Below are 14,649 nucleotides of genomic sequence, written 5' to 3' on the forward strand. Positions count from 1 at the left end.
GCCTTGGCGGTCAGCCATTGCGTCGCCCGAATAGTCTTGCTAGGGGCGCTCGCCTACCAGCTGCCGGGCTTGCCCGGTGATGTTACGTGCGGCCGTGGCGGAACTGGTAGACGCGCAACGTTGAGGTCGTTGTGGGCGAAAGCCCGTGGAAGTTCGAGTCTTCTCGGCCGCACCATTTTTTCCCGCTGATATCGGATCTACTCCCTGCGGGAGTCCAACATGCTGCTGCGGCAGAGGCGACGATTGCGTCCAGATGGGCGCTAATAAATCCGCATATCCTGCTGTAAATCTTTCATCTGTTCGACAGTTCTTTAAGTCATTCCCTTTGGAATGGCGCAAACCGTGCTGTGATCCCAACACGTGATCGGTCAACCTTTCCCTACTCGGCAAATATAAACGTCCGGGGTCGACATCAATTCGCATGTCGAGGTCGCAGGGGAGGAACAGATGGCTCAATATACAGGCGTTCTGGTACGGCAGAATCTGCAGGACCAAGGTGCGATGCCACGGACCGGAGGCTGGACCGCATCGCCGGACGTGTTCAGCGTCGGCACCCAACCCACAACGAATCCGCAAGCGACCTACGGTTCGACGACGAGCTACGCCACCGACCCGACCCAGCCGGTGGTGCAGAACGCGCCCAATTACATTTACCTTCGCGGCAAGAACCTCGGCACGGCTGCTACCACCGGCGAGGCGCAGCTCTTCTACGCGCCGCAGTCGCTGTTCCTGTATCCGGTGCAGTGGATGAACAACCAGATCACGACGTCCACTGGCGCGAATGTCAGCACCATCGCATCGATGGCGCCCAATGCGATCGGCGTCACGACCGATGCGTTCCGTTGGACGCCGCCCACCACCTCGGAACATTATTGCCTCGTCGGGTTCATCTCGACCGCCGACTTCCCGTTCTCGAGCCAGCAGCCGCCAGCAGCGGTTTCGTCGATGGATCAGCTTGCCGCCTGGATCGGCAGCACCGGGGGCGCGGGCTGGCACAATGTCCAATGGGCGACCAACTCCGCTACGTTCACCAACACCACGCCCTATCCCGCATCGAGCACCGCAGCGACCGTCCAGTTGGCGTTGACGTGCACCGGCCTGCCGGTGGGGTCGCAAGTGTCCTTCTCGTCGGCGACACCGCTACCGGACGGCACCTATCTGAATCTGCCGCTGACGACGGTGCCGACCACCGGACAGATCGGCTTCTTCATCGTCGCGAACGTTCCGGCCAACTGGAGCACGACGATCAGTTACAGCTATTATGCCAATGGTGGCACGGGGCTTTCCACGTTCAACCTCGCGATGAGCGCGTCGATCATCCAAGCGTCCGAGAACGATGTCTTCGCGAAATACACCCGACCATCGACGGAGGTTTTCCCCAACCACCAGCAATTTGACCACGCGACGGGCAAAGAGATCCACCCCTCGAACATAGTGGTCAATTATCTGATTCCTGTCGGCAGTGACGTGACCATGCTCGCCAGCAGCTGATCGAAACCAGTCCCGAGAGCAACGAGAGCGGCAACCGGCGCGGTTGTCGCTCTCCGCGTTCGAACACGCCGTCAGCATCACCAGCCCTTGACCCCGTCGCCGCCGCCACCCAACTCCGGCGCAACCATTCACCGCATAGGGGCTGCGACCAAACCATGACGACCACCACCGCTCCGGACACCGCCACGCCGCAGACGCACGCCTTCGAGGCCGACGTCGCCAAGCTGCTCCACATGATGGTGCACTCGGTCTATTCGGATAAGAACGTGTTCCTGCGCGAACTCATCTCCAACGCGGCGGATGCGTGCGAGAAGCTGCGCTACGAAGGGATCGCCGATCCCACGCTGCTCGGCGACGATCCCCGCCCGCAGATCACCGTGACGCTCGATCCCGACGCGCAACGGCTGACGATCGAGGACAATGGCATCGGCATGACCGCCGCCGAGATGACCGATGCGCTCGGCACGATCGCGCGGTCGGGCACCAAGAGCTTCATGGACAAGCTCGCCGGCGCGCAAGGCGCCGAGGATACGCAGTTGATCGGCCAGTTCGGCGTCGGCTTCTATTCGGCGTTCATGGTCGCCAAAAGCGTCGACGTCGTGTCGCGCCGCGCCGGCAGCGACGAAGCATCGCTCTGGTCGTCGGACGGTCTCGGCAGCTACACGATCGCACCGGTCGATCTCGCCGAAGCGCCGGCGCGGGGAACGCGCGTCGTGCTCCACCTGCTCGACGATGCGAAGGACTATGCCGACCGCTTCACCGTCGAGCGGACGATCAAGGCGCAGTCGGGGCACGTGCCCGTGCCGATCGCGCTGCGCGAAAAGCCCGATGCCGAGCCGGTCGAGATCGCTGATGGCGCGGCGCTGTGGACCAAGCCCAAGTCCGCGATCAGCGAAGCCGACTATACCGATTTCTATCGCAGCGTTTCGGGCCAGTTCGACGACCCTGCGCTGACGCTGCATTATCGTGCGGAAGGGCGGCACGAATATTCGGTGCTCGCGTTCGTGCCATCGTCCAAGCCGTTCGACCTGTTCGATCCGGATCGCGCCGGGCGGATCAAGCTCTACGTCAACCGCGTCTTCATCACCGACGAGGCGGAGCTACTCCCGCGCTACCTGCGCTTCGTCCGCGGGCTGGTCGATTCGTCCGACGTCCCGCTCAACATGTCGCGCGAGATGATCCAGGAAAGCCCGGTGCTCGGTGCGATCAAGAAGGGCGTGACCGCGCGGGTCCTGTCCGAGCTCGAAAAGCGCGCGACGGCGGACAAGGACGCGTATCTCAAGATCTGGGAGACGTTCGGCCCGGTTCTCAAGGAAGGGCTATACGAGGATTTCGAGCGCCGTGCGGCGCTGCTCGACCTGTCGCGCTTCCATACGACGACGTCCGACGGCGGATGGCGTTCGCTCGCGGAGTATAGCGCGGGGCTGAAGGAGAATCAGACCGCGATCTATTACGTCACCGGGACCGATCTCGACCGGATCGCGACCGCGCCACAGCTTGAGGGGTTCCGCGCGCGCGGGGTCGAGGTGTTGCTGCTGTCCGACCCGATCGACAATTTCTGGGTGACCGCTGGCGTCGATTACCAGGGCAAGCCGTTCCGCTCGGTGACGCAGGGGTCCGCAGACCTCGCACTGATCCCGTTGCTCGAGGGCAATACCCCGCCCGCCACCGAGGCAAGCGGCGAAGTGTCGGATTTCCTCGCGTTCGTGAAGATGACGCTGGCCGAGGACGTGTCGGACGTGCGGGCATCGGACCGGCTGACCGAAAGCGCTGTCTGCCTGGTCGCGACAGAGAGCGGGATGGACCGTCAGCTCGAGCGGATGCTCGCGAGTGCGGGGCAGGCGCCGCCCAAGGCCAAGCCGGTGCTTGAGGTCAACCCGCAGCACGACCTGATCGTTAAGCTCGCCGGGCTCGGCGAGGGGGACGCATTGCGCGCGGATGCCGCACATCTGCTGTTCGACGAAGCGCAGATCGCGGACGGCGAGCAACCGGTCGACCCGCGCGCGTTCGCGGCACGGCTCGCGCGGGTGCTGACACGCGCGCTCGGGTGATCGGCTGACCCGCCGCCCCCCCCCGGCTCGTGTCAGGCGAGCGGCGGGGGTGCGTTCGGGTCGAGCCCGGCCTTTTCGGCGAACAGGGTGGCGTGGGCGAGGTCCCACGTCGCTGCGTCGCACGCCAGCAGCAGTCCGGTCTTGCCGTCGTCAAGCCGGTAGGGCGATCCGTCCCAGCGCCGCACGCATCCGCCCGCTTCCTCGAGCAGCAACGATCCGGCGGCATGGTCCCACGGCAAGGTGCGCAGGAAGAAGCCGACCTGGTTTCCGCTGAGGCACAGCGTCGCATATTGTTCGGCGGCACAGCGCGGAACCGGGACCAGATCGAAGGCGGTGGCGGCCTGCGCCTCGACCGTCTCGCGCAGGGGTGCGGGGAAGAACTTGGTCGCAAGCGCGGCGATCGGCTTCGTGTTTGCCGGGGTCCGAATCGTGACCGGAACGCCGTCGATCAAGGTCCCGCCGCCCCGCCGCGCATGACACATGCGACCGCGCACCGGATCATAGATCCACGCCGCCTCGATCCGCCCGTATTCCGCCAGTGCGACCATCACGCCGAACGGACTGCGACCCGCCGCGAAATGCTCGGTCCCGTCGATCGGGTCGATGATCCACACCCGCGCGCCGCCGACCGCGTCGAGCACCGACGGGTCCGCCGCCGTGGCCTCCTCGCCGATCACCGCGGCAGTGCCTTCGATCCGCCGAAGCCCTTCCGACAGCGCCTGCTCGGCTTCGCGGTCGGCGATCGTCACCAGATCTCCCGGCGCCTTCTCGATGATCTGGTCTGCGCCGAGATTGCGGAACCGCGGCAGGATGATGCGGTCCGCCACGTCCCGGATCAGCGTGGCGACGGGGTCGGTTTCGGTCATCGTTCGGCTCCTGGCGCTTCGAGCGCGTGACGGGCCTGTAGCCACCATGCCGCCGTCGCCGCAAGGAACGCCCACCCTGCACCGACGATCCAGCCCGCCAGCACGTCGGTCGGCCAATGCACCCCGAGATACAGGCGCGAGAGCCCGATCAGCAGCGTCAGCAGCATCGCCGCCGCCAGAATATACACGCGCAACGCGCGGGTCTCGACACTGCGCGCGACCAGCGCGGCAAGCGTGAGATAGACGATCGCCGAATCCGCGGCATGCCCGCTCGGGAAACTGGCGTGCGAGAAGGTCGCCCAATGCGCGACCACGTTCGGGCGCGGTCGATCGACCAGCGCCTTCAGCAACTCGACCGACAGCGTGCCGAGCACCGAAGCGCCGACCAGGAACCCCGCCATCGCAACCTTGCGCACGATCAGCAATCCGCCGACGACCAGGATCACGACGAGCGTCAGCGTCGTCATGTCCCCAAGCGCGGTAAAATCCTGCATCGCGAGGCGAACCGCGTGCGGAACTGGCCCGGGCCGCTCTGCCGCCGCGCGGATGCCGCGTAGGATCGCCGAATCATACGCATCGGTGTCGCCCGCGCCGACTTCCGACGCGATGTGCAGGACGAACAGCAGCAACGCCGCCACCACGCCAAACGCGGCCAGCAAGGCGCGATCGGGTCGGGTGCGGAGCGTTTGCAGGATACGGATCGTCATTGGCTCGTCACGCGCGCGCTCCTGCGGTGCCGCCCGGGAAGGCGCGACATCAGGCTGCGGAAACGAGGAAGACCGGGTAAGGCTCCGTCATTCCGCCAAGCTCCGGGCTTCCCGGATCCAAAGCAGCAGGATAACGTATCTATACGGCGAGTGGATTTCTCCGATCGTCCGTCTGAAAGCGTGCATTGCCCATCAACGCCCATATTACCGCGATCGGCACTGCCGTTCCGGATCACGACATCCATGCGGCTTTCATCGCTTGGGCCCGCGCGCGCTTGCCCGATCCGCGCAGCGCGCGCGTGTTCGATCGCATGGCCTCGCGCGCCGCGATCCAGCATCGCTGGTCGATCCTGCCGATCGGCGCGGATGGCGGATCGCCGGTCGATGCCGGCGGGTTTTACGCCCGCGACGTGCTGCCGGGGACCGCAGAGCGGATGAAACTCTATGCCGAGGCGGCGCCTGCGCTCGCACTGACCGCGATCGCGGCGCTTGGCGAAAAGGTCGCGCTGGACGGGATCACGCATCTGGTCGTCGCGAGCTGCACCGGGTTCGTGGCCCCGGGGATCGACCAGATCATCGCCGCCCGCCTCGGGCTCGCGCCGAGCGTCGAACGGCTGCTGGTCGGGTTCATGGGCTGTTACGCAGCGGTCGCGGCGTTGCGCAGCGCCCGCCATATCGTCCGGTCGGAACCGACCGCGCGGGTGCTGGTGGTGTGCGTCGAACTGTCGACGCTGCACTTGCAGGATAGCCCGGCGCTCGAACCCCTGCTTGCGATGCTCCAGTTCGGGGACGGGGCGGCGGCGGCGCTGGTCTCTGCGGAACCCACCGGTTTCGCCTTGGGAGCGCCCTTCGCCACCACACTCCCCGATTCCACCGAGCTGATCCGCTGGGACATTACCGACCAGGGGTTTGCAATGCATCTGTCGGGCGAGGTGCCCGGCCGGATCGCCGCCGGACTCGCCGATCCGGTGTTCGCTGCGGCGGCGACCGGGGGGCAGGACCCGCAGGGGATCGACGGCTGGGCGGTCCATGCCGGTGGACGATCGATCCTCGATGCGGTGGAGACTGCGCTGTCGCTTCGGCACGATGCGCTGGCAACGTCGCGCGGCGTGTTGGCGGACGTCGGTAACATGTCGTCGGCGACGCTGATGTTCGTCCTCGCCCGGTTGCTCGACGGGCCGAAGATCGACAATGGCGTCGCGCTCGCGTTCGGCCCGGGGCTTGCCGCGGAGGGCTTCGCCTTCCGGAGCGCGGAATGAACCTGCAACAGCGCACCATCGCCGAAGAGTTGATGGACGCGGACGATCTGTCCGCCGAGACCTATGCGGCGGTGGTCGGGGATCTGGCGAAGGTCAACGGCGTCACCATGGCGCCGCGACCGACCCTCGATTTCCTGCGCCGCGCGACCAAGGGCATGGCTCGGTTCCGGCTGCTCGACGTCGGGTTCGGGGATGGCGACATGCTCCGCCGCATTGCACGCTGGGCCAAGCAACGCGGTCTGGAGGCGGATCTCGTCGGGGTCGACCTCAACCCGCGCAGCGCACTCGCCGCCACCGCGCATACCCAAGCCGACCTGCCGATCCGCTATGTCACCGGGGATTACGCCGATCACGCCGGGGAAGGGTGGGACTTCGTCGTCAGCAGCCTCGTCGCGCATCACATGACGCACGACCAGCTCGTCGCCTTTCTCCGCTTCATGGACCGCGAAAGCGCGCGCGGCTGGCTGGTCAACGACCTCCACCGTCACCTGGTCGCGCACCGGGGGTTTCCGATCCTCGCGGCGCTTGCGCGGTGGCATCCGATCGTGCGGCATGACGGCACGCTCTCGGTCGCGCGCTCCTATCGGCCCGACGAATGGCCCCCCATCCTGGCGGAGGCGGGCGTTCAAGCGCGCGTCTACCGCGCTTTCCCGTACCGGTTATGCGTCGAACACCTGCGCTGATCCTCGGCGGAGGCCCCGCGGGCGCAAGCGCCGCGATCGTGCTGGCTCGCGCCTGCGCGCCGCATCTGCTCGTCGAACGCAGCCGCGAGACCGGCGACGCGATCTGCGGCGGCTTCCTCAGTTGGCGGACGCTCGAGTCGCTGGGGCGGCTCGGGATCGACCCCGCCGCGCTTGGCCCCGCGCGAATCCTGCGCACCCGCCTGTTCGCCGGGGACCGCACGGTCGAGGCACTGCTGCCACGCCCCGCGCATGGCGTGTCGCGCCGGTTGCTCGATACGGTACTGCTGCGGCAGGCGGTCGCGATGGGGGCAGCGGTCGAACGCGGAGTCACCGTGCGCACCGTCGGCGGCACCACCGCGATGCTCGACGACGGCACGGATCTCGTCGCCGACGCGCTGTTCCTCGCCAATGGTAAGCACGACGTGCGGGGTTCCGCGCGTCCGAGCGCAGCGCGCGGGGCGGATCCGGTACTCGGGCTGCGCGTCCGGCTCGCGTCCGCACCCGGGCTTACGCGCCTGATCGGCGATGCGATCGAATTGCACCTGTTCGATCGCGGCTATGTCGGCATCGTCCTGCAGGAAGACGGCAGCGCCAATGTCTGCATGGCGGTGCATCGCTCCAAGATGCTGGCCGCCGGATCCCCCGCCGCGCTGCTCGACGTGCTGGCGCGCGATCACCCCCCGCTGGGCGAACGGCTAGCGTTCCGGACGGGACGCGAACCGATCGATGCGATCGCCAACGTTCCCTATGGCTGGCGCGCGCAGCGGACGGATGACGGCGTATTCCGGCTCGGCGATCAGGCGGGCGTCATTCCGTCGCTCGCGGGCGAGGGGATGGGAATCGCGATCGCCAGTGGCATCCGTGCGGGCCGTTCCTATATCGAGGGCGGTGCGGCGGCGGCACCGCGCTTCCAGCGCGATTTCGCGGCGGCGACTGCCCGGCCGATCCGCCTGGCGGGACTGGTGCGCGACGTGGCGGAACGGCCGCGACTAGGCGCGGCCCTGCTTCCGCTGGTCGGCCACGTACCGGGACTGATCGATATCATCGCACGTGCCACCAGGATCGGCCATTCGACCCTTGACCACGCAGCGTCTCAGCAGGAAAACTAAGTCCATGGAGCACATCACCCTGTCCGAAACCGAGTGGCGCAAGAAGCTCGGCCCCGAAGCGTATCACGTGCTGCGCGAAGCCGGGACCGAGCGGGCGTTTTCCGGACGGTACAATAACAACAAGGCGGACGGAATCTATCGCTGCGGCGGCTGCGCGCTGCCGCTGTTCGATTCGGCGGACAAATATGATTCCGGCTCGGGCTGGCCGAGCTTCACCCAGCCGATCGATCCCGAGAACGTGACCAACCATACTGACGTCAGCCACGGCATGACCCGCACCGAAGCGCGGTGCGCGCGGTGCGACGGGCATCTCGGTCACGTCTTCCCCGACGGTCCGCCGCCGACCGGACTGCGCTATTGCATGAATTCGCTCAGCCTCGATTTCCGCGCGCGTGGAAATGGCGACGAGGCGCGTGTCTGAGGGATGGGCCTGATCGACGGACCGAGGGCTCCCGTGGCATCGATTGCCACGGCATGGCTTGCCGGATGGTTCGGCAAGCCTTAACGCTCTCCTCCGCGCATGGCCCGCTCTTCCGCTTCTTCCCCCCGTTCTGCGCGTGCGCCCTTGTGGCGCCGACGGCTCGTGCTCGCGTTGCAGATCCTGACCGGGCTGGTGGTGGTTGCGTTCGCGGTGCTCGCGATCACCGTCTACATTTCCGAAAGCCAGCTCCCGAGCTATGACGAGCTGAAGTCGTCGCCCAACGGTCAGATGATCCGCGTCCACGCCGCGGACGGCACCGTGATCGTCTCGCTCGGGCCGAGTTATGGCGACTGGCTGTCGTACGACAAGATCCCGGTGGTGATGCGCGAAGCGATGGTTTCGGTCGAGGATCGCCGGTTCCGCTCGCACTTCGGCGTCGATCCGATCGGTCTTGCCCGCTCGATCCGTTTTGCCTTCAACAACCGCGGGAACGGGCGTCGCCTGCAGGGCGCCTCGACAATCACGCAGCAGGTCGCGCGCACGATTTTCCTGTCGAACAAGTATACCTACGGGCGCAAGGCGCGTGAGGCGCTGCTCGCGCTCGCGCTCGAGCGCAAGTTCAGCAAGGACCAGATCCTCGAACTCTACCTCAACAAGGTCTATTTCGGCGGCGGCGCGTACGGCATCGATGCCGCGTCGCGGCGCTTCTTTGGTCACGGCGCGGAAACGCTGAGCCTGTCCGAAGCCGCGATCATCGCGGGCCTGGTCAAGGCGCCGTCCGCTTATTCCCCCACCGCTGATGCCGAGGCTGCGGTTGGCCGCGCCGGGGTGGTCATCGGTCTGATGCGCGAAACCGGCGCGATCACCGCCGAACAAGCGGCCGAGGCCAACCCCAAGGACGTCAAGCTCGCGCCCGAACCGCGGCAGAACAGCGTCCGCTACTTTACCGACTGGGCCTTGCCGCAGCTCGAAGTGCTGATCGACGAGACGCAGCGTCCGCTCGAAGTGTGGACCACGCTCGATCTCGGGATGCAACGCGCCGCCGACGCCGCGATCCGCGCCAATGCACCGCCGGGCGCGCAAGGCGCGCTGGTCGCGATCGACCGTGACGGTGCGGTCCGCGCGATGGTCGGCGGGACCGATTACGTATCCTCGATCTACAATCGCGCGACCCAGGCGCAGCGCCAGCCCGGCTCCGCGTTCAAGCTGTTCGTCTATCTCGCGGCGCTCGAGGCGGGGCACAAGCCTGAGGATTCGATCGTCGACGAGCCGATCACGATCGACGGGTGGAGCCCGCGCAACGACTCACGCCGCAACTCGGGCGCGGTCTCGCTGCGCACCGCGTTTGCCTATTCGCTCAACACGATCGCCGCGAAGCTCGGGCAGGAAGTCGGCTTCTCGACCGTCGCCGATATGGCGCGGCGGTTCGGGATCACGACCAAGGTCAACACGCATCCCTCGATGGTGCTCGGCACGTCGGACGTGCGGCTGATCGACATGACGCGCGCATTCGCCAGCGTCGGCAACAAGGGCGTCGCGGTGACGCCGTACGGGATCACCAAGGTGACGACGTCGGGCGAGACGATTTACGCCCAGTCGATCGACACCAGCCACGTCCTGGTCGCCCCTTATGTCGCCGCGCAGATGACCGACCTGCTGCAGACCACGGTCAACACCGGCACCGGCCGCGCTGCGCAGATCGGGCGCCCGGTCGCGGGCAAGACCGGGACGACGACGTCGAGCAAGGACGGCTGGTTCCTCGGCTTCTCGAGCGGGCTGACGACGGGGGTGTGGATGGGCCGTGACGACGCCAAGCCGATTGCCGGCTTGCACGGCGGCACCGCTCCGGCTCGCGCGTTTGCCGCCTTCATGAAGGTCGCGGTCGCGAACCGCCCAGTCGAGCAGTTCGACACCAAGGTGACGCTGCCCGAATATCAGCTGGAGCCCGACCAGGAATCCTATTTCGGAGAAGCCGACAACGGCCTGTTCGTCGATGAAAACGGCACCCCGCTCGAACCCGGTGTCACCCCGGCACCGGTCGAGGGGCAGCAGGTCGACCAGGACGGCAACCCCATCGTGCGGCAGCCGCGCCCCGCCGAACGCCCGGACCAGGCGCCGGCGCAGGGAACGGACGGTTCGGAACGCCCTGCGGATGGCGAGAAACTCGATCAGGCGTGGCTCGATCATGTCCTGGGGCGCGACGCGCCACGCGCAACCCCGCCCCGGCCCCCGCGCGAGCGTCAGGCGCCCGTCGCGGACCCTCGCCCGACCCAGTGAAGCGCCGCGCCGTGTGCGCGCAGCCAAGCGTGCGACCGCGCCGGATCGCTTTCGTCCAGTAACGCGACCACGCGGTGGAACTGCGGTCCGTGGTTCATGTGCAACCGATGCGCGACTTCATGTGCGACGGTCGAGCGGCGCACGAAGACCGGCATCAGGATGAGCCGCCAGCTGTAGCGGATCGTCCCGCTCGACGCGCAACTCCCCCAGCGCGACTTGGGATCGCCAACCGCGACCTTGAGGACCGTCACGCCCGCGCGCGCCGCGAATTCGGCGGTCTCCTCGCTCAGGACGCGCAACGCCTCGCGCTGCAACCAGAGCGCGATCCGCCGCGACAGACCATCGCGCGGACCACCACAGCGCAAGGTGTCGCCATCCCGCACGATCCGACGCGACGCGGACTCGTCCCACACGATCGTCAGCGTGCCATCCTCGAATGGAAAGGCCATTCCCGGCTCGAACGGTACCGCACGCGGCAGGCGCGCGCGTTGCTCCGCGATCCAGTCCGCCTTGTCCGCCGCCCAGGCGAGCGCAGGCTTGAGCGCGGCACGCGGGGGCAAGACCAGCCGGACGCGCCCGGTCGCGCTATCGACCGAAAGCCGCGCGCGCCGCGCACGCGCGTTGCGGACGACCTCGAGCGGTTCGCTCACAACTCGCGGTCGACCAGATGATATTCGAGATCGCCCGCATCATCCTCGGACACGGTCCAGCCGCGCACCGATTGCCCCGCGCGATGCACCGCCTCACGGTCGCCGCAGACGAGGTAGTGCCACTCGTGCAGCGGCTCGTCCGCCGCGCGCAGGCGATAGGCGCAGGTCGACGGCAGCCAGTCGATCGTGCGGACATTGTCGCGGCTCAGCCGCACGCATTCGCTGACATAGGCGTGACGGTGCTTGTAGTTCGAACACAGCGCGGTCGCACGGTCGAGCAGCCGGCACGACACGTTGGTCGGCAGCAGCTCGCCCGTCTCCTCATCCTCGAGCTTGTGGACGCAGCATTTGCCGCACCCGTCGCACAACGCTTCCCACTGCCCGCGGTCGAGCGTGTCGATCGGCTCTTCCCAGAATTTGCTGCTCACTTGACCCACCGTTCGAGTTCGTCCGCAACCGCTTGCGGCGTCTGATCCTGCGGGAGCAGCGCCACCGGTTTGCCCGCCGGATCCATCAGAAACGCAAAACGCCCGTGCGCGACGAGATATCCGCCATCGGCATTGGGCTTCTCCGCCTCGACCGCGACACCATACGCCTTGGTCAGCGCCGCGATCGCGGCGGGGCTCCCGGTCAGCCCGACCATCCGTGGGTGAAACGCGGTGACGAACGCCTTGAGCACCGGGGGCGTGTCCCGCGCCGGGTCGACCGTGACGAAGACGGGGACGACCTTCGCGGCGCGCGTTGCGTCTTTCTGTTCGAACAGCCGCAACCCCGCGCCGATCGTCTGCATGTCGGTCGGGCAGACGTCGGGACAGAAGGTATAACCGAAATACATGATGCGATACCGCCCGGCAAAATCACGGTCGGTGCGCGGCTTGCCGTCCTGGTCGGTCAGCGCGAACGGCGCGCCGATCCGCGCGCCTTCCAGCGGCGCGTGGGTTGTCGCGGCAGGGCCGGTCGAAACGGGGCTGCTACAGGCTATGGGAAGCGCGACAAGCACTAGGGCGGACAGCGCGCGGACGATCTGGTTCATGGCGTGTTCCGTCATGATCTGTTAGGTCGCGGCACGCAAGCATTGCACCGGTTTCGCCTTCTGTCAGGACATTTCTCCGATGACTTTCCGCTTCCTCGTCAGCACGCTGACGCTTTCCATCGCTCCCATCGCGATCCTGGCGACGCCGGCCGTCGCGCAATTGGGTCAATCGGAAGGCTATAAGTTCTTGCAGGCGATCAAGGACGGGAAGGGCGACGAGGTCACCAAGTTCCTCGACAAGCCCGGCGCGACGGTGATCAACGCGCGCGACGTGACCAATGGCGATGGTGCCCTGCACATCGTCGTGCGCCGGCAGGACTCGACCTATCTCAACTATCTGCTCGCGCGCGGGGCCGACCCCAACCTGAAGAACGATCGCGGCGAAACGCCGTTGCTGATCGCCGCCGGGCTGGGATCGACCGACATGATCGAAACGCTCGCCAAGCGCGGCGCGAACGTCAATCAGGGGAATGCGAGCGGTGAGACCGCGCTGATCCGCGCGGTGCAGCGCCGCGATGCGACGATGGTGCGCAGCTTGCTCGACCTGGGGGCGGACCCCGACCAGAAGGACCTGCTGCAGGGTTCGTCCGCGCGCGACTATGCGCATCAGGACAAGCGCACGCCCGCGATCGCCGCGTTGATCGACGCCGCCCCGAAGAAGGTCCGCAAGGTCGTTTCCGGCCCCAAGCTCTAACCTAGGGAGCGGGCGCCTCCGCGACCGTCACGTGCGGAACGCGAGGCCGTCCGCTTCGGGGTCGGTCAGCGCGATCATCCGCCGCGCGGCACGCCGGGCGAAGGCGAGCGTCACCCGCTTTCGGGTCGCGGCGGACAAGGGATCGGTATGCGCCTCGCGCTGGATCGCCGCATCGTAGCGATCCGCGATGATGATTCCGGTCCGTTCGGGCAGGAACCCTTCGCGCTCGAGCGGGCTGGCATCGAACCCGGCGGGGACGGCCCAATAATATCGGTCGCAGCACCCGAGATACTCGGTCCACTTGCTGTCGCCGAGCAGATCGGCGCGCGAAACCTTGATCTCGACGATGACGATCTGCCCGCGCGCATCGATCGCCATCAGGTCCGCGCGGCGATTGCCGTCGAGCGGCACCTCGGACAGCGCCACCAGATCGTGGCGGAGCAGCATCCGGATCGTGCCCCGCGCGACATCGGCGGCGCAGAGCGGCGATCCCGGCGTGTCCACGCAGGATTGCGGCGGGGTTTGCTGCGAAGTTTGCTGCGAAGTTTGCTCCGGGGCGTGCGGCACGTCGATCAACATGCCGCAACCGTAGAACATTTCACGAACGCGTCAAACCCGACGCGATCCGTTCAGCGATAAAAGATGTGATTGCCGATGGCGGCGACTTGCTGGCGATGCCAGCCCGGGGTGGCCTGGCGCGCATGGAAATACATCGCGCTCGATGCGGGGCTGTCCCAGCTGTCGGCAAGCGCAACGCGCGCGACCGCAACGGCGGTGCGATACTGGCGGTTCGACGGGATCGACGGAACATGACCGCCGCGAACGAACGAGAACTGGCCACGCTGGGTAACGACCGAGCAGACCGACTTGGGGAAGTTACCTGACTTGGTGCGGTTGAGAATGACCTCAGCGACCGCCAGCTGGCCGCTGAGCGGCTCGCCCTTGGCTTCAAAATAGATCGCGCCGGCCATGCACTGCAGTTCGTCGCCCATGTCGTCGGGGACCGATTGTGCGGCTACCGCCGCGTCGAGCGTACCGTAAGCGACCGTATCGCCATCCTGGAGGGTATCGGCCTGTGCCGTATCGGGTTCGGTAATTTCCGCGTCCTGTACGACGCCGACTTCGGGAACCGTTGCAACGACCGGGGCGTTAATGGCCCGATCGAGTTGCTGAGCGAAGCCCGGCGTGCCCGCGCCGATGATGGCGGCTGCGGTAAGGATCATGGTCGCACAGGTGGCGACGCGGTTAGCAAACGACATTCAAACTACAAAAATGCGGTTGGTGCACGAAGACAGAGCGACCTTTCGATCGTCTCCTCCGGACAGCCCCCCGACTGCGTAACTCTACCGGATCGCACCCGGTGAAGCACAACGCTCAATCGATGGACCGCCTATTCAGGTCTGCACCG

Annotated in this window: 15 protein-coding genes and 1 tRNA gene; 9 read left to right on the forward strand and 7 right to left on the reverse strand. The window is 66.7% G+C overall.

All coding sequences use genetic code 11. From position 1 onward, the window contains the following. Positions 1–88: 88 nt before the first annotated feature. The 3 genes from QBJ92_RS11330 to htpG all read left to right on the forward strand — a co-directional run bounded on the left by QBJ92_RS11330 (position 89) and on the right by htpG (position 3,542). Positions 89–175, forward strand: a tRNA-Leu gene (locus QBJ92_RS11330). Between the two features lie 272 nt (positions 176–447). After that, on the forward strand, positions 448–1,491 hold the full coding sequence (locus QBJ92_RS11335; protein WP_277969802.1) for a hypothetical protein: 1,044 nt from the start codon (positions 448–450) through the stop codon (positions 1,489–1,491). Between the two features lie 155 nt (positions 1,492–1,646). Further along, entirely contained in the window at positions 1,647–3,542 is a 1,896-nt protein-coding gene (gene htpG, locus QBJ92_RS11340) for a molecular chaperone HtpG (protein ID WP_277969803.1), read from the forward strand. 32 nt (positions 3,543–3,574) lie between these two features. Here the strand turns inward: htpG and QBJ92_RS11345 are convergent, their stop codons facing one another. Then, positions 3,575–4,408, reverse strand: coding sequence for an inositol monophosphatase family protein (locus tag QBJ92_RS11345; protein ID WP_277969804.1), 834 nt, complete (start codon positions 4,406–4,408; stop codon positions 3,575–3,577). Continuing rightward, positions 4,405–5,115, reverse strand: a complete 711-nt coding sequence (locus tag QBJ92_RS11350) for a phosphatase PAP2 family protein (protein ID WP_277969805.1) — start codon at positions 5,113–5,115, stop codon at positions 4,405–4,407. The genes QBJ92_RS11345 and QBJ92_RS11350 overlap by 4 nt, the downstream gene beginning before the upstream one ends. Before the next feature lie 185 nt (positions 5,116–5,300). On the opposite strand from QBJ92_RS11350, the gene QBJ92_RS11355 reads away from it, so the two are divergent. The 5 genes from QBJ92_RS11355 to QBJ92_RS11375 all read left to right on the forward strand — a co-directional run bounded on the left by QBJ92_RS11355 (position 5,301) and on the right by QBJ92_RS11375 (position 10,864). Beyond that, positions 5,301–6,374: a type III polyketide synthase gene (locus tag QBJ92_RS11355; protein WP_277969806.1), complete on the forward strand. Its 1,074-nt coding sequence runs from the start codon at positions 5,301–5,303 to the stop codon at positions 6,372–6,374. Further along, a complete protein-coding gene (locus tag QBJ92_RS11360) occupies positions 6,371–7,057 on the forward strand; it encodes a methyltransferase domain-containing protein (protein ID WP_277969807.1) in 687 nt (228 codons plus the stop codon). Before QBJ92_RS11355 ends, QBJ92_RS11360 begins: the two co-directional genes overlap by 4 nt. Further along, positions 7,036–8,166 (forward strand): NAD(P)/FAD-dependent oxidoreductase, encoded by a 1,131-nt coding sequence (locus QBJ92_RS11365; protein WP_277969808.1) that lies wholly within the window; start codon positions 7,036–7,038, stop codon positions 8,164–8,166. The genes QBJ92_RS11360 and QBJ92_RS11365 overlap by 22 nt, the downstream gene beginning before the upstream one ends. A gap of 4 nt (positions 8,167–8,170) precedes the next feature. After that, entirely contained in the window at positions 8,171–8,587 is a 417-nt protein-coding gene (msrB, locus tag QBJ92_RS11370) for a peptide-methionine (R)-S-oxide reductase MsrB (RefSeq protein ID WP_277969809.1), read from the forward strand. Positions 8,588–8,686: 99 nt separating this feature from the next. Beyond that, positions 8,687–10,864: a transglycosylase domain-containing protein gene (locus QBJ92_RS11375; protein WP_277969810.1), complete on the forward strand. Its 2,178-nt coding sequence runs from the start codon at positions 8,687–8,689 to the stop codon at positions 10,862–10,864. Here the strand turns inward: QBJ92_RS11375 and QBJ92_RS11380 are convergent. From QBJ92_RS11380 to QBJ92_RS11390, 3 genes are read right to left on the reverse strand one after another with little or no spacing between them, the layout of a single operon-like run. Then, complete coding sequence (locus tag QBJ92_RS11380) at positions 10,828–11,514, reverse strand: M48 family metallopeptidase (RefSeq protein ID WP_277969811.1); 687 nt, start codon at positions 11,512–11,514, stop codon at positions 10,828–10,830. The genes QBJ92_RS11375 and QBJ92_RS11380 overlap by 37 nt on opposite strands. Then, positions 11,511–11,951, reverse strand: a complete 441-nt coding sequence (locus tag QBJ92_RS11385) for a YcgN family cysteine cluster protein (RefSeq protein WP_277969812.1) — start codon at positions 11,949–11,951, stop codon at positions 11,511–11,513. Before QBJ92_RS11385 ends, QBJ92_RS11380 begins: the two co-directional genes overlap by 4 nt. Further along, complete coding sequence (locus tag QBJ92_RS11390) at positions 11,939–12,547, reverse strand: SCO family protein (RefSeq protein ID WP_277969813.1); 609 nt, start codon at positions 12,545–12,547, stop codon at positions 11,939–11,941. The genes QBJ92_RS11385 and QBJ92_RS11390 overlap by 13 nt, the downstream gene beginning before the upstream one ends. Before the next feature lie 79 nt (positions 12,548–12,626). Here QBJ92_RS11390 and QBJ92_RS11395 point away from each other — a divergent pair, with 79 nt between their 5' ends. After that, on the forward strand, positions 12,627–13,241 hold the full coding sequence (locus QBJ92_RS11395; protein WP_277969814.1) for an ankyrin repeat domain-containing protein: 615 nt from the start codon (positions 12,627–12,629) through the stop codon (positions 13,239–13,241). A gap of 27 nt (positions 13,242–13,268) precedes the next feature. Here QBJ92_RS11395 and QBJ92_RS11400 read toward each other — a convergent pair whose 3' ends face one another. Further along, the gene (locus tag QBJ92_RS11400) at positions 13,269–13,838 is read right to left on the reverse strand and encodes an MmcB family DNA repair protein (RefSeq protein WP_277969815.1); all 570 of its coding nucleotides are present in this window, start codon (positions 13,836–13,838) and stop codon (positions 13,269–13,271) included. 32 nt (positions 13,839–13,870) lie between these two features. After that, complete coding sequence (locus tag QBJ92_RS11405; protein WP_277969816.1) at positions 13,871–14,500, reverse strand: cell wall hydrolase; 630 nt, start codon at positions 14,498–14,500, stop codon at positions 13,871–13,873. Positions 14,501–14,649: the final 149 nt, after the last annotated feature.

Source organism: Sphingomonas echinoides (assembly GCF_029623395.1).
GTDB classification, from domain to species: Bacteria; Pseudomonadota; Alphaproteobacteria; order Sphingomonadales; family Sphingomonadaceae; genus Sphingomonas; species Sphingomonas echinoides_A.

Excerpts from the sequence above, each read along its gene's own strand:
- QBJ92_RS11335 (WP_277969802.1), top strand. The coding sequence starts at position 448 with ATGGCTCAATATACAGGCGTTCTGGTACGGCAGAATCTGCAGGACCAA.
- htpG (WP_277969803.1), top strand. The coding sequence starts at position 1,647 with ATGACGACCACCACCGCTCCGGACACCGCCACGCCGCAGACGCACGCC.
- QBJ92_RS11345 (WP_277969804.1), bottom strand. The coding sequence starts at position 4,408 with ATGACCGAAACCGACCCCGTCGCCACGCTGATCCGGGACGTGGCGGAC.
- QBJ92_RS11350 (WP_277969805.1), bottom strand. The coding sequence starts at position 5,115 with ATGACGATCCGTATCCTGCAAACGCTCCGCACCCGACCCGATCGCGCC.
- QBJ92_RS11360 (WP_277969807.1), top strand. The coding sequence starts at position 6,371 with ATGAACCTGCAACAGCGCACCATCGCCGAAGAGTTGATGGACGCGGAC.
- QBJ92_RS11365 (WP_277969808.1), top strand. The coding sequence starts at position 7,036 with ATGCGTCGAACACCTGCGCTGATCCTCGGCGGAGGCCCCGCGGGCGCA.
- msrB (WP_277969809.1), top strand. The coding sequence starts at position 8,171 with ATGGAGCACATCACCCTGTCCGAAACCGAGTGGCGCAAGAAGCTCGGC.
- QBJ92_RS11375 (WP_277969810.1), top strand. The coding sequence starts at position 8,687 with ATGGCCCGCTCTTCCGCTTCTTCCCCCCGTTCTGCGCGTGCGCCCTTG.
- QBJ92_RS11390 (WP_277969813.1), bottom strand. The coding sequence starts at position 12,547 with ATGAACCAGATCGTCCGCGCGCTGTCCGCCCTAGTGCTTGTCGCGCTT.
- QBJ92_RS11395 (WP_277969814.1), top strand. The coding sequence starts at position 12,627 with ATGACTTTCCGCTTCCTCGTCAGCACGCTGACGCTTTCCATCGCTCCC.
- QBJ92_RS11400 (WP_277969815.1), bottom strand. The coding sequence starts at position 13,838 with ATGTTCTACGGTTGCGGCATGTTGATCGACGTGCCGCACGCCCCGGAG.
- QBJ92_RS11405 (WP_277969816.1), bottom strand. The coding sequence starts at position 14,500 with ATGTCGTTTGCTAACCGCGTCGCCACCTGTGCGACCATGATCCTTACC.